Below are 13,125 nucleotides of genomic sequence, written 5' to 3'. Positions count from 1 at the left end.
CGTCTGCGTCAGTGAGCGATCAGTGTGCGCTCACGGACGCGGACGACGGGCGTGCGCTCACTCGCCCGGCCACTCCGGCTTCCGCTTCTCGTTGAAGGCCGCGACCCCTTCCGCCCGGTCACCGGAGAAGGCGACGGACCGCCAGGCGGCATCCTCGACCTCCAGGCCGGCCCGCAGGTCGAGTCCGTGCCCCAGCCGCAGCGCGCGCTTGGCGGCCCGGAGGCCGACGGGCGAGTTCGCGGCGATACGGTCCGCCAGCGCGAGCGCCTCGTCCCGGTCGGTGCCCTCGTCCACCAGCTGATCGACAAGACCCAGCCCGGCCGCCTCGGCCGCCTCCACCCGACGCGCCGTGAAGACCAGCTCCGCCGCCCGCGCGGCCCCGACCCGGCGCGGCAGCAGCTGCGTACCGCCGCCGCCGGGAATCACCCCGACCGACACCTCGGGCAGCCCCACGACCGCCGTACGGTCGGCGACGATCAGGTCGCAGGCCAGCGCCAGTTCGAAGCCGCCGCCCAGTGCGAAACCGTGCACGGCCGCGATCGTCGGCATCGGCAGCTCCAGTACGCCGGCGTACGCGCCCCGCGCGGTCGGCCGCTGGCGTACCAGCTCGGCGTCGCTCAGGGAGTTCCGCTCCTTGAGGTCCGCGCCGACACAGAAGGCCCGCGCGTGCGTGGAGGTCAGCACTGCGGCCCGTACACCCTGATCGGCACTCAGGGCCTCGCACGCGGCCGCGAGGGACCGGGCCAGCTCCGTGGACACGGCGTTCATGGCCTTGGGCCGGTCCAGGACCAGCTCGGCGACATGACCGTGCCGCCGTACGACGACGAACTCCCCGAACCGCTGCTCAGCCTCACCCATGACCGCACCCTCCCGGTTAACGTCGGTTCACCGGAGGCCGATACTAGGTGCCGCGACCGGCACCGAACAGGCTCTCAGGCCCGCCGCCCCAGGAGCCATGGCTCCACGACTCCCAGACCACGCACCGGCCGCTGCCACATCGGCTGGAGCCCGAAGCGGTACGCGGGCGGCGCCTCGCCCTCCTTCTCGGCCTCCGCCGCCTGGGCCTCGGAGACGGGGGCGTCTCCCGTACGGATCAGCTCCTCCGCGAACGCGCCGTCGACCAGGACCGTGTCCTTGGGAGCTATCGACGTGAGCCGACTCGCCAGGTTCACCGTCGTACCGAAGACGTCGCCCATGCGCGTGGTGACCGTCCCGAACGCGATACCGACCCGCAGCGCCGGCATCGTCTGGTCATGGGTCATCGTCTCGATGAGACGCAGCGCGATCTCGGCGGCCGTCCCCGCGTCGTCCGCCGCGTACAGGACCTCGTCGCCGAGGGTCTTGATCAGCCGGCCGCCGTGCGCGGCGACCAGGTCGGCGCAGGTCGTCTCGAACGCCTCGACCAGCTCGCCCAGCTCCTCCTCTTCCAGCCGCCGGGTCAGCCGTGTGAACCCGACGAGGTCGGCGAAGCCGACGGCGAGCCGCCGGTCGACCATCTCCTCGTCGTCGGCCGCCTGCACGACACGGCCGGTGGCGGCCGCGAGCTGGCGCCGCCAGACGTAGACGAGGAACTCCTCCAGCTCGGGCAGGAGCAGCTCCACCAGGGGGTACGTGACTTCCGTACGCGTCATCCCCGCCTCGGGCGGCTCGGTGAGCCCCTCCAGGAACGAATCGATCTGCCACTCCGCCAGCCGGGCGGTCGTCTGCCCGGTCGACCGGGCGACCTGTACGGCCATCGGCTCACTGAGCAGCCCCGCCTCCACCAGACCCGCGAGCCGCCGCAGCGCCAGGACGTCCGCCTCGGTGAGCGCCTTCGCCTGCCCGATGTCGGCGAAGCCCATGGCCCGCCAGAAGCGGGACGCGAGGTCCATCGAGACACCGGCCGTACGGGCGGCCTGGAAGGGCGTGTAACGGCGCTCGGCGCCCAGGATCAGCTGTTCGAGCCGGATGGCCAGCGGGTCATCGGTCGGCTCCGCCGTGTGGTCGACGATGTGGTGCGGCGTGGGGTATCCGGGAGACTCCGACGGCGGCTGCGCGGCCTCGCCGGAATTCGAATCGTCGACGGTCACCAGCCGCCTCCTGCCCGTTCCCTGCGCACTGCCCTGCCGATCTGTCGTGGACCGCCTCAACGATACGGCAGATGTGCCCTGGCTCACGTCCTACCCACCACCCCGGCCGGCACGGTGCGCCGACTGCCACCCCCACCGGCCAGGAGGCACCACACCGGCAGCACCCCCGCCCCGACACCACCGGCCGGCAGGCGGGAATCCGGCGGGAGGGGGACGGGGGCGCAGGAGGTGACGTGTCCGGACGTAGAGCGTGATTTGTGCCGCACGACAACCCGCACCCGGAAAACAACCCGCACGCGGCGTAAATCATGCAGTCCGGACATGCGCCTCCGGAGCCACCGGCCCCCGCACCCACCACAAACCACACCCGGACCCGCACCCCCGCCGGACGGCGCACCGCACCCGCCGGACCGCGCCCCGCGCCCCGCCCCGCCCCCGCCGGACGGCGACACCGCACCCGCCCGGCTACACCGCCCGCGCGTGCACCACATCCCCCGCCCCCACCGCATGCCGGACTCCGTCCCCCGTCACCAGCACCAGCCGCCCCTCCACGTCCACCGCCACCGCCTCGCCCAGCAGCTCCCGCCCCCCCGGCAGCTCCGCCCGCACCGTGCGTCCCAGCGTCGCGCACGCCGCCACGTACGCCTCCTGGAGCCCGGACATCCCCGGGTCGCCGCCCGCCCGGCGCCACTCCCCGTACCAGCGCTCCAGCGACCGCAGCACCCCGCGCAGCAACGTGTCGCGGTCCAGGGACACCGCGTCCGCGAGGGCCAGCGAGCCCGCGGTCGGGACCGGTAGCTCCGAGGCCTTGAGCGAGACGTTCAGGCCGATGCCCATCACGACCGCGTCGCCCCCGGGCCCAGCTCCAGGCCCGGCCCCCCGGCACCCCGGCACCCCCGCGACCACCGCGTGGTCCGCGAGGATTCCGCCCGCCTTCCGCTCCTCGCCGTCCACCGTCACCAGCAGGTCGTTGGGCCATTTGAGGGACGTGTCCACGCCCGCCGCCCGCGACAGCCCGGTCGCGACGGCCACGCCGGCCAGCAGCGGCAGCCAGCTGTAACGCTCCACCGGTACGTCCGGGCCCGGCCTGAGCAGCACGGAGAAGAAGAGCCCGGAGCGGGCCGGCGCCGACCACCGGCGGTCCAGCCGTCCCCGCCCGGCGGTCTGCTCCTCGGCGATCAGTACGGCGCCCTCGGGTGCGCCCTCCCTCGCCCGCGCCGCGAGGTCGGAGTTGGTGGATCCGGTCGCGGCGACCACGTCGAGCGAGGTCCACAGGCCGCCGGGCAGGAGCAGCCCACGGCGCAGCTCGCGTACGTTCAGCGGCGGGCGTTCGAGGTCGGACCAGCGGCTCTGTGAGGCATGGGGCTCCGTCATACAAGCCACCCTAGATGTGGCAAACACCGCACTGCCGAACGGCATCCGCGCCGATACGCTACGGGTCAGTAGCAACTCCACAGCAACCTCATCCTCAACCGCACTCGTCCCCTCACCCCACCCGCACCCGCAATCTCACCCGCACCGCACCCGTGACACCCGTGACCCCGCAGGGAGCAGCATCCCGATGTCCGAGCCGGAAAACGCCCACGGAACCGCAACGCCCGCCACACCAGCCACCCCCGTCCCGCCGGTCGCCCCCGCGACCACCGGTGCCGCGCCTCACACCACCGCCGGCAAGATCGAGGATCTTCGGCGCCGCATCGAGGAGGCCACGCACGCCGGGTCGGCGCGGGCGGTGGAGAAACAGCACGCCAAGGGCAAGCTGACGGCACGCGAGCGGATCGATCTGCTGCTCGACGAGGGGTCCTTCGTCGAGCTGGACGAGTTCGCCCGGCACCGCTCGACCAATTTCGGCATCGAGCGGAACCGGCCGTACGGAGACGGGGTCGTCACCGGTTACGGCACGGTCGACGGCCGCCCGGTCTGCGTCTATTCGCAGGACTTCACGATCTTCGGCGGCTCGCTCGGCGAGGTCTACGGCGAGAAGATCGTGAAGGTCATGGACTTCGCGATGAAGACCGGCTGCCCGATCGTCGGCATCAACGACGGGGGTGGCGCCCGGATCCAGGAGGGCGTGGCCGCGCTGGGCCTGTTCGCGGAGATCTTCCGCCGTAACGTGCACGCCTCGGGCGTCGTGCCGCAGATCAGCCTGGTCGTCGGCCCGTGCGCGGGCGGCGCCGTGTACTCCCCCGCGATCACGGACTTCACGGTGATGGTCGACCAGACCTCGCACATGTTCATCACGGGTCCGGATGTCATCAAGACGGTGACGGGCGAGGACGTCGGCTTCGAGGAGCTGGGCGGAGCCCGTACCCACAACACCACCTCGGGCGTCGCGCACCACATGGCGGGTGACGAGAAGGACGCCATCGAGTTCGTCAAGTCCCTGCTGTCGTACCTCCCGTCGAACAACCTCTCCGAGCCGCCCGCCTTCCCTGAGGTGGCCGAGTTGGAGACGACGGACGAGGACCGCGAGCTGGACACGCTGATCCCGGACTCGGCGAACCAGCCGTACGACATGCGCACCGCCGTCGAGCATGTGCTGGACGACGGTGAATTCCTGGAGACGCAGGCGATGTTCGCCCCGAACATCGTCACCGGCTTCGGCCGGGTCGAGGGCTTTCCGGTGGGTGTCGTCGCCAATCAGCCGCTGCAGTACGCGGGTTGTCTGGACATCAACGCCTCGGAGAAGGCGGCACGTTTCGTCCGGACGTGCGACGCGTTCAACATCCCGGTGCTGACGTTCGTGGACGTGCCGGGCTTCCTGCCGGGTGTCGACCAGGAGTACGGCGGCATCATCCGGCGCGGCGCCAAGCTGATCTACGCGTACGCCGAGGCCACGGTCCCGCTGATCACGGTGATCACCCGCAAGGCGTTCGGCGGCGCGTACGACGTGATGGGCTCCAAGCACCTGGGCGCCGACCTCAACGTGGCCTGGCCGACCGCGCAGATCGCGGTGATGGGCGCGCAGGGCGCGGTGAACATCCTGCACCGCCGGACGATCGCGGCGGCCGGTGACGAGACGGCGCAGGACACGACGCGCGCCCGGCTGATCGAGGAGTACGAGGACGCGCTGCTCAACCCGTACGTGGCGGCCGAGCGTGGCTATGTCGACGCGGTGATCATGCCGTCGGACACCCGGGCACACATCGTGAAGGGCCTGCGTCAGCTGCGTACGAAACGGGAAAGCCTGCCTCCGAAGAAGCACGGCAACATCCCCCTCTAGGGCCTAGGACCCCTTATTCCGAACACCTCTCCAAACAAAGGGAGCTGGCGATGATCAAGGTCGTACGGGGCAATCCGACCCGCGAGGAGCTGGCCGCCGCGCTGGCCGTGGTCCAGGCCCGTGCCGCGTCGGTGGTGGAGGAGGACTCCCCGTCGGGCCCGGCCGAGCTTCCCGCCCAGTGGTCGGCCCCGACCCGGATCGCCCGCCACCGTGTCCCGCGGCCGGGACCGGGGGCGTGGGCGCGTACGTACTGGCCCGGGTAGACAGGCAGCCCGGGTAGCCAGGTGGACGGCCGGCTCCGCGATCCCCGTGAGCCCGCGTACCGAACCGAGCGGACAACCCGCATGCCGAAGGCGCCGTCCGCGAATGGGACGGCGCCTTCGGTGTGGGGGGTGGCGGTGGCCGAGTGGGCCGAGCCCGGCCGGGATCAGCCGGGATCAGCCGGGATCAGCCGGGGCCAGCCGAGCGACAACCGGCCGGCGGGTCAGCGCATCCGCGCCGGTGACCGGTAGTCGTCCATGGGGTCCATCTGATCCATCAGGTCGTCCATCGGCGTCGGGTCCAGGTAGAACCACTCCGCCGTCGGCCCCGGCAGATGCCCTGGGCCCTCGTCGGGCTTCGACATACCGGGCCCGGCCGGTGGCATCGGCGCGTTCGGGGTGTTCGGGCGCAGCAACTCCACCCGTACCTCACCTGTTCCCCGGTGCTGTGCCACGAACTCGTCCACCTGGTTGCGGCAGGCGTGGTCCCAGTGCGTCACGCCGGTCAGGTCGAGCCGTATCCGCGGCATCCCGGCGGAGGCGACCTCCTCCAGCGCGTCGATGAGCTTCGGCAGACGCAGGAAGGTCGCGTTGCCGGCCATGACCATCTTCGCCGTGTCGCCCTCCACGCTGGTGGTCACCGAGGTCTGCGACATCCGCAGCGCGGCCAGGATGATGCCCGCCGCCAGGCCCACGAGTACGCCTTCGAGCAGGGCGGTGGCGACGATCACGACCGTGGTGATGGTCATCACCGCGAACTCGCCCCGGTCCTGCCGCCACATCTTCGGGAACTCCTCCGGCGCGAACAGCTTCCATCCGCTGTGTACGAGGACACCCGCCAGTACGGAGATGGGGATGAGCGCGAGCACGTTCGGCAGGAGCAGCGCGAAGGCGAGCAGCCACAGGCCGTGCAGGGTGCGCGAGAGCCGGGTCTTGGCTCCTGCCTGGACATTGGCCGAGCTGCGGGCGACGACGGCCGTGATCGGCAGCGCGCCGAGGAAGCCGGCGACGGCGTTGCCCGCGCCCTGGGCGATCAACTCGGAGTTGTAGCGGGTGCGTTCACCGGTGTGCATCCGGTCGACGGCGGCGGCGGTGAACAGGCTCTCCGCCGAGGCGATGATCGTGAAGGTGAGTACGGTCGTCAGCACCGCGCCGTTGGCGAGGGCCGCGAACTGGGTGGGGCCGGGGATGTTCACGGACGCCAGCAGGTTGCCGACCTGGAGGGTGTTGATCTCCACGCCGGGCAGCGAGGCCACCGCCATACCGCCGGCCACCGCGACCAGGGCGGCCGGCATCTTCTTCACCGGCGGCGGCATCTTCTTCCACAGGAAGCTCAGGACGACCGTGCCGATACCGAGCCCGGCCGCGATCGCCTTCTGCGGATCGGCGAGGGTGTTCGCGATCAGCCCCGGGATGCCGAGCATGTTCTCGAACGGTGCGCCGATGGCCTTGGCGTCCGCCAGCGGATACGCCTGGCTGAACATCAGCGGCAGCCCGATCCCCGCCAGCATGCCCTGCACCACCGCGATGGAGATCGCCTGGAACATCCGGCCCAGCCGGATCAGCCCGAGCCCGATCTGCAACACGCCGGACGCCAGCACGATCACTCCGAGCGTGGCCAGTCCGAACTCCAGCACCGCCTCGGCGACGAGCGTCGCCAGCCCGGCCGCGGGGCCGCTCACCTGGAGGGTGCTGCCGCGCGCCATGCCGACCACCAGGCCGCCGATGACACCGGAGATGATGCCCAGTTCGGCCGGGGCTCCGGAGGCCACCGACACCCCGATGCAGAGGGGAAGGGCGACGAGGAAGACGACGAACGAGGCAGTGATCTCGTTGGCGATGTCCACCTTCTGACCGGGCTTCTGACCGGCCTTTTGACCCGGCTTCTGACCTGCTTGCGGGCCGGCCTTCTGGCCGGTCGCCCGGCCGATCATCTGACCGATGCCGGGGATCTTCACCCCGGCGGACCCGGCGGACCCGGCTGACCCGGCCGGGCCCGGGGGGCCCGAGGGCCTCGGTGGCTGCGGCGGTTCGGGCGGTGGCGATCCGTACGAGCCGAAGGCGTCGAACGGATCGAAGCCGCCGGAGTCGGACGCGCCCCCGTAGCTCCCGTAGCCCTGGGCGGGCGACGGCGCGTGCGTACGGGTCGGGCCACTGGATCCGTGCCCGGCGGGTCCGTGCCCGCCCGATCCGTGTCCGCCGGATCCATGTCCGCCGGATCCATGTCCGCCGGATCCGTGTCCGGCGCCCCGGGCCCGGTGGCGGCCACCGCCGGCCGCGCCCGGGTGCCCCTGACCGACGTACCCCAGGCCGCCGTGGCCCTGACCGCCGACGTACTCCTGGCTGCCGTAACCCTGGTCGCCGTAGTCATCGCCGCCGTAACCCTGATCGGCGTAGTCCTGACCACCGTGACCCTGACCGCTGTACCCCTGGTCGTCGTAGCCCTGACCGCCCTGGTCCGGGTCCGGGCCGTACCCCGGGTCCCGGCCGTACCCCGGGCCGTATCCCTGTCCGTACGCCTGCTCACCGTCGCCGTGCCCCCGGCCCTGCCCCCTGCCGGGGCCCTGCCCCGGGCTCAGCACGCGTGCACCAGGAAGCTGTCGTCCTCCGCGTTCAGCTCCGAGATCTCGCCCGTGTCCACCTCGTAGTACCAGCCGTGCAGCCGGAGCTTGCCCTCCGCGAGCCGCTTCCGGGCCGCCGGGTACTCCCGCAGCCGCGCCAGCTGGACCCGTACGTTCAACTGCGCCAGCTCCGTGACCAGTTCGTTCCTGCCCCGGTCGGTCGCGGCCACGGCGGCCGCGGCCTCCTCCCGGTCGAGTACGGCAGCGAGCCCCGGCTTGGCGACATCCAGCCAGGCCCCCACCCCGGGCAGGCCCGAGAGGTCCTTGCCGGAGGCCAGCGCGCCCATCGCCCCGCAGTGCGAATGACCGCAGACGACGATGTCTCGAACATCCAGCACCTCCAGCGCGTACTCAATGGTGGCAGCCTCACCCGACACCAGATGTGGCCGGTGGGGCGGCACGATGTTGCCCGCGTTTCGCATTTCGAAGACCTCACCGGGGCGTGCGCCGGTGATCAATGCGGGTATGACGCGGGAATCGGAACAGGCGACGAAGAGCGCCTCCGGAAATTGCCCATCGGCGAGTTTCCGGTATGTCTCGCTTTCGAAATCCACACGACGACGGAACGAGCGAGCACGGTCGAGCAGAGCCTTCATGGTGCCTCTCCAACGGGTGGGTTGTGGCCAGGACCTGGTTCAACACCGTAGAGAGCGCTACCCAAGGCGAAGGTTAGTAGGACACTAAGGCAACGCAAGAATTTGGCCAGTTGATGTGACCTGGGCCCCAACTCCCTTGAAAACGGGCGGCAGAAAATCGACTGTTGTACGGTGTTCGCCCCGACGCGCAGTATGGGGCGCAGTATGGGGCAACGAACGTCGTCCGAATTAACTGAGAGACGGAACTTAATGACACTGAGGGCCTTGCTCATCGAGGACGACGAGACGATCGCCGAACCCCTTGTCGAGGGCCTCGGCCGCTACGGGCTGACGGTCGGCCATGTGGCCACCGGCACCGAAGGGCTGCAAGGCCCGTACGGCGACATCGTCCTGCTCGACCTGGGACTGCCGGACATGGACGGCATCGACGTCTGCCGTGGCATCCGGCAGGTCTCGGACGTGCCGATCATCATGCTCACCGCGCGCGGCACGGAGGCCGACCGGGTGCTGGGCCTGGAACTGGGCGCCGACGACTATCTGGCGAAACCGTTCAGCGTCCGCGAACTCATCGCCCGGATCCGCGCCGTGACCCGCCGCAGCGCGGCCTGGGCGGGCGCCGCCCCGACGGGGATGCCGTCCATGAACCCCATGGCCGCCCCGCCGGGTATGCCGCCCTCGAACGCGCCGGGCGCCTTCGAGGGCACCACCGCCCCCATCGGGGTGGAGGTCACCAACAGCCCGGGGGCCTACCCCTACTCGGTCCCGGCGGCTCCGGATGCCCCACCCGCCCCGTTCGGCGCCCCGCCCGCCCCTCCCCACCGGACCGAAGCTCCGTACCGCACCGAACCCCCGCGCACCGACGCTCCGTACCGCCCCGACCCGCCCCGCCGGACGGACCTGCCACGCCGGAGCGACGCGCCCCGTCGGAGCGACCCGCCGGCCACGGCACCCACCGCGATGCCGGCCTGGCAGGGCTCCGTCCCCGTGTCCGTACCCACGGCCCCGCCCGAGCCGGAATCCCGGCCCGGACCGGCGGCGCCCGGGGCCGACGCCTGGCCCGATCCCGCACCGCCGCAGTCGTCCCCGCCGCGGTCGGCCCCGACCGGGGCACTGATCGTCGACCGCCGCACCCGCCAGGTCTGGATCGGGGAGACGCCGATCACCCTCACCCCCAAGGAGTTCGACCTGCTGGCCCTGCTGACCGAGGACCCGGGAGCGGTCTACTCGCGCCAGCAGATCCTCGACCGCGTCTGGGACCCGCACTTCCACGGCCCCACCAAGACCCTTGACGTGCATGTCGCCACCCTGCGCCGCAAGTTGGGCAACCCGGCCTGGATCCAGACCCTCCGCGGAGTGGGTCTGCGTCTCGCCGTACGGACCAACAGCGACAGCGCCTACCCGGAATCGCAGCACTGATGACGCGCCGACTGCTGACCAGCTACCTGACCCTCGCCGCCCTCGTCCTCCTCTGCCTGGAGATCCCGCTCGGCTACGTCTACAGCCGCGCCGAGCAGGACCGCGCCACCAACGCGGCTCACCAGGAAGCCGAATCGGTCTCCGACTTCGCGGCCCTCTCCATCGCCTACGGCCGCCCCGAGGAACTCGACAAACAGGTCGCCGCCTGCGCCGAACGCATCGGCGGCCAGATCCTCGTCGTCGACAGCAAGGGCGCCCTGCTCGCCACCTCGCACCCGCTCGTCCCCGAGGAGCAGGCGGGACTCGCCCAGCGCCCGGAGATCTCCGCCGCGCTCCTCGGCCGCAGCGGCGCCGACGTGAGCACGTCCACCATCGGCGGCGTCAACTCGCTGTCCGTCGCCGTCCCGGTCCAGCACGACGGCAAGCTCCAGGGCGCCGTACGCCTCGCCATCCCCACCGAGGCGATCGCGGGCGACGTCCACCGGGTCTGGCTGGGGCTGGGCCTCGGCGGAATCGGAGTGCTGGTCGCCGTCGCCACCGTGGCGTTCGCGCTGGCCCGCTGGATCGGCCGCCCCATCCTCGAACTGGAGCGCGCCGCCCACACCTTGGCCGGCGGCAGCCTCGCCACCCCGGCCTCCGTGACCACGGGGCCGCCCGAAATACGCAGCCTGGCCGTCACCTTCAACCGTACGGCCGCGCTGCTGGAGCACCTGCTCGCCTCCCAGAGCGCCTTCGCCGGCGAGGCGTCCCACCAGCTGAAGACCCCGCTCGCCGCGCTGCGGCTGCGCCTGGACAACCTGGAGATCGACGTCCCGCCGCATCTGCGCGGCAACTTGACCGCGGCGATGACCGAGACCGAGCGGCTGGCCAGAATGGTCGAGGGCCTGCTCGCCCTCGCCCGCATGGAGGAGAAGGCGCTCACCCCCGAACCCGTCGACCTGGACCGGGCGATGGAGGAGCGGACCGCCGCCTGGCACGGACTGTACGAGCAGCACGGCGTACGTCTCCTCCTCCTGGGCAATCCGATCGGCAGCGCCCTCGCCGTACCGGGGGCCGTCGAACAGGTCCTGGACAACCTGCTCTCCAACTCCCTGCGCGTCGCCCCGATGGGCAGCGTGGTGACCGTGTCCCGGCGGCTGCGCGCCACCGGGTCGGAGCTGCACGTCACGGACCAGGGCCCCGGCATGACCGCCGAGCAACGCCGCCGCGCCTTCGACCGTTTCTGGCGCGCCCCCAACGCCCCCAAGGGCGGTACGGGCCTGGGCCTCGCCCTCGTCCAGCGGCTCACCCTGGCCAGCGGCGGCGAGGCCCTGCTGCTGCCCGCCCCGGGCGGCGGCCTCAAGGCCGTCATCCGCCTCCAGTCGGTGATGCCCCGGCGCTCGACCGGCTTCCCGGGCATCCCCCACCCGCGCCGCCGCCCGCCGGTCGGAGCGGGCGTGGGTACGGGGGCGAGTTCCGGCATGGACTCCGGCATGGACATGGACATGTTGGAACGGTGAGGAGCCGGTTGGCGGTGAGCCCGGACGCGGGCGGCGCCTGAGTACGGGTACTCAGGCGTTCGAGCCGTGTCGGCCGGAGGATCGAAGTCATGCTGTGGTCCGACCCGAAGGATGAGCCTTCCAAGGAACTGCGGGAAACGCAGCACATGCTGCGCCGCGCGGGAGTGCTGATGGCTCTGGCGGTCGTCCTGGCGATGGTCGTACTCGGCATCCGCTGAACTGGACGGCATCCGCTGAGCCGGACGGCCCCGCCGAGCCGGACGGCCCCGCACACCCCGCCCCGCGCCCGCGACTCACGATGCGACTTACGATGGCCCGCATGACCGATCAGCGCCGCCGGCTCGTCCTCGCCTCCGCATCCCCCGCCCGCCTCGGACTGCTCCGCCAGGCCGGACTCGCCCCCGAGGTGATCGTCAGCGGCGTCGACGAGGACGCGCTGTCCGCGCCGAACCCCGCCGAACTGGCGTGCGTTCTGGCCGAGGCGAAGGCCACCGCGGTGGCCGCCCGCCCCGAGACGGCCGGCGCGCTGGTCATCGGCTGCGACTCCGTCCTCGAACTCGACGGCGAGGCGCTCGGCAAACCCGCCGACGCCGAGGAGGCCACCGCCCGCTGGAAGTCGATGCGCGGGCGGGCGGGCATCCTGCGGACAGGCCACTGCGTGATCGACACCGCGACCGGCCGCAGCGCCGCCGAGACCGCCTCGACCACCGTCCGCTTCGGGAACCCGACGGACGCCGAGATCGCCGCGTACGTCGCGTCCGGCGAACCCCTCCATGTCGCGGGCGCCTTCACCCTGGACGGCCGCTCCGCGCCCTTCGTCGACTCGATCGACGGCAACCACGGCAATGTCATCGGTCTGTCGCTGCCCCTGCTGCGCCGGCTGCTGGGCGAGCACGGGGTCGCGATCACCGACCTGTGGGCCTGAACGGCGCTTCCTCCCGCGCCCCTTCCTCCTCGTACGCCCCTTCGTGCTCCGTCTCGTACGCGAGCAGAGTGAGCACGAGCAGCCCCAGTACGACCATCATGAACGCGAAGGCCGTCCAGCCCACCAGGCCCACCGTGAGCGCCCCCAGCACCGCGTGCACCACCGCGCAGGAGATCAGCGCGATCCGGCCGAAGCGGCTCGGGGCCCGGTCCTTGACCGCCGTACGTACGAGAATCGCGGCGCACAGCGCGAGACAGAGGCCGAAGACGCCGCCCATCACCCACGCACCGGCGGACATGGCCTCCGGATCGAGACCGGCGAGGGACATCTTCTGATTGTCGGCGACCGTGGCCAGCACACCGTTGACGAAAACGATGCCCAGCCCCTCCACGAGCAGCACGATCGCCGCCACCCACGCCACAGGCCTGCCCACGGCGCCCACCCTCCCTGTTACCAGCAGTACGGACGATATCGCGCACGTTACTAACCGGTAAACCGTCGGGCAAGAGCCCGAGC

12 protein-coding genes and 1 pseudogene are annotated in these 13,125 nt (G+C 71.6%); 7 read left to right on the top strand and 6 right to left on the bottom strand.

Annotation, left to right across the window (positions count from 1 at the left end; genetic code table 11):
* Positions 1-57 precede the first annotated feature (57 nt).
* The 3 genes from ACIQD6_RS01880 to ACIQD6_RS01870 all read right to left on the bottom strand — a co-directional run bounded on the left by ACIQD6_RS01880 (position 58) and on the right by ACIQD6_RS01870 (position 3,443).
* Positions 58-858 (bottom strand): enoyl-CoA hydratase/isomerase family protein, encoded by an 801-nt coding sequence (locus ACIQD6_RS01880; protein WP_401877029.1) that lies wholly within the window; start codon positions 856-858, stop codon positions 58-60.
* Between the two features lie 74 nt (positions 859-932).
* Positions 933-2,069: an adenylate/guanylate cyclase domain-containing protein gene (locus tag ACIQD6_RS01875; RefSeq protein ID WP_401877027.1), complete on the bottom strand. Its 1,137-nt coding sequence runs from the start codon at positions 2,067-2,069 to the stop codon at positions 933-935.
* Positions 2,070-2,534: 465 nt separating this feature from the next.
* Complete coding sequence (locus ACIQD6_RS01870) at positions 2,535-3,443, bottom strand: biotin--[acetyl-CoA-carboxylase] ligase (protein WP_401877025.1); 909 nt, start codon at positions 3,441-3,443, stop codon at positions 2,535-2,537.
* Positions 3,444-3,630: 187 nt separating this feature from the next.
* On the opposite strand from ACIQD6_RS01870, the gene ACIQD6_RS01865 reads away from it, so the two are divergent.
* Complete coding sequence (locus tag ACIQD6_RS01865) at positions 3,631-5,292, top strand: acyl-CoA carboxylase subunit beta (RefSeq protein WP_401877023.1); 1,662 nt, start codon at positions 3,631-3,633, stop codon at positions 5,290-5,292.
* A gap of 50 nt (positions 5,293-5,342) precedes the next feature.
* Complete coding sequence (locus tag ACIQD6_RS01860) at positions 5,343-5,555, top strand: acyl-CoA carboxylase epsilon subunit (protein WP_401877021.1); 213 nt, start codon at positions 5,343-5,345, stop codon at positions 5,553-5,555.
* A 221-nt stretch (positions 5,556-5,776) separates the two neighbouring features.
* Here the strand turns inward: ACIQD6_RS01860 and ACIQD6_RS01855 are convergent, their stop codons facing one another.
* Both ACIQD6_RS01855 and ACIQD6_RS01850 read right to left on the bottom strand, forming a co-directional pair.
* Entirely contained in the window at positions 5,777-7,399 is a 1,623-nt protein-coding gene (locus ACIQD6_RS01855) for a SulP family inorganic anion transporter (RefSeq protein ID WP_401878055.1), read from the bottom strand.
* 728 nt (positions 7,400-8,127) lie between these two features.
* Positions 8,128-8,769, bottom strand: a complete 642-nt coding sequence (locus tag ACIQD6_RS01850; protein WP_401877019.1) for a carbonic anhydrase — start codon at positions 8,767-8,769, stop codon at positions 8,128-8,130.
* A 249-nt stretch (positions 8,770-9,018) separates the two neighbouring features.
* On the opposite strand from ACIQD6_RS01850, the pseudogene ACIQD6_RS01845 reads away from it, so the two are divergent.
* The 5 genes and pseudogenes from ACIQD6_RS01845 to ACIQD6_RS01825 all read left to right on the top strand — a co-directional run.
* Positions 9,019-9,370: pseudogene (locus tag ACIQD6_RS01845) on the top strand (response regulator transcription factor); the annotation flags it as partial.
* A 29-nt stretch (positions 9,371-9,399) separates the two neighbouring features.
* Positions 9,400-10,185: a winged helix-turn-helix domain-containing protein gene (locus ACIQD6_RS01840; protein WP_401878052.1), complete on the top strand. Its 786-nt coding sequence runs from the start codon at positions 9,400-9,402 to the stop codon at positions 10,183-10,185.
* Positions 10,185-11,684, top strand: coding sequence for an ATP-binding protein (locus tag ACIQD6_RS01835; protein ID WP_401877018.1), 1,500 nt, complete (start codon positions 10,185-10,187; stop codon positions 11,682-11,684). The genes ACIQD6_RS01840 and ACIQD6_RS01835 overlap by 1 nt, the downstream gene beginning before the upstream one ends.
* 89 nt (positions 11,685-11,773) lie before the next feature.
* Entirely contained in the window at positions 11,774-11,902 is a 129-nt protein-coding gene (gene mmpB / locus ACIQD6_RS01830) for a morphogenic membrane protein MmpB (protein ID WP_401877016.1), read from the top strand.
* Between the two features lie 92 nt (positions 11,903-11,994).
* Positions 11,995-12,609, top strand: coding sequence for a nucleoside triphosphate pyrophosphatase (locus ACIQD6_RS01825; protein WP_401877014.1), 615 nt, complete (start codon positions 11,995-11,997; stop codon positions 12,607-12,609).
* Here ACIQD6_RS01825 and ACIQD6_RS01820 read toward each other — a convergent pair.
* Entirely contained in the window at positions 12,590-13,042 is a 453-nt protein-coding gene (locus ACIQD6_RS01820) for a hypothetical protein (protein WP_401877012.1), read from the bottom strand. The genes ACIQD6_RS01825 and ACIQD6_RS01820 overlap by 20 nt on opposite strands.
* Positions 13,043-13,125 lie beyond the last annotated feature (83 nt).

It is taken from the genome of Streptomyces sp. NPDC088400 (assembly GCF_044753355.1).
Classification (GTDB): Bacteria; Actinomycetota; Actinomycetes; order Streptomycetales; family Streptomycetaceae; genus Streptomyces.
Note: the sequence above shows the minus strand (reverse complement) of the source record. Positions and strands in the feature narration are given on the sequence as shown.

Excerpts from the sequence above, each read along its gene's own strand:
- ACIQD6_RS01835 (WP_401877018.1), top strand. The coding sequence starts at position 10,185 with ATGACGCGCCGACTGCTGACCAGCTACCTGACCCTCGCCGCCCTCGTC.
- ACIQD6_RS01860 (WP_401877021.1), top strand. The coding sequence starts at position 5,343 with ATGATCAAGGTCGTACGGGGCAATCCGACCCGCGAGGAGCTGGCCGCC.
- mmpB (WP_401877016.1), top strand. The coding sequence starts at position 11,774 with ATGCTGTGGTCCGACCCGAAGGATGAGCCTTCCAAGGAACTGCGGGAA.
- ACIQD6_RS01850 (WP_401877019.1), bottom strand. The coding sequence starts at position 8,769 with ATGAAGGCTCTGCTCGACCGTGCTCGCTCGTTCCGTCGTCGTGTGGAT.
- ACIQD6_RS01870 (WP_401877025.1), bottom strand. The coding sequence starts at position 3,443 with ATGACGGAGCCCCATGCCTCACAGAGCCGCTGGTCCGACCTCGAACGC.
- ACIQD6_RS01880 (WP_401877029.1), bottom strand. The coding sequence starts at position 858 with ATGGGTGAGGCTGAGCAGCGGTTCGGGGAGTTCGTCGTCGTACGGCGG.
- ACIQD6_RS01865 (WP_401877023.1), top strand. The coding sequence starts at position 3,631 with ATGTCCGAGCCGGAAAACGCCCACGGAACCGCAACGCCCGCCACACCA.
- ACIQD6_RS01825 (WP_401877014.1), top strand. The coding sequence starts at position 11,995 with ATGGCCCGCATGACCGATCAGCGCCGCCGGCTCGTCCTCGCCTCCGCA.
- ACIQD6_RS01840 (WP_401878052.1), top strand. The coding sequence starts at position 9,400 with ATGCCGTCCATGAACCCCATGGCCGCCCCGCCGGGTATGCCGCCCTCG.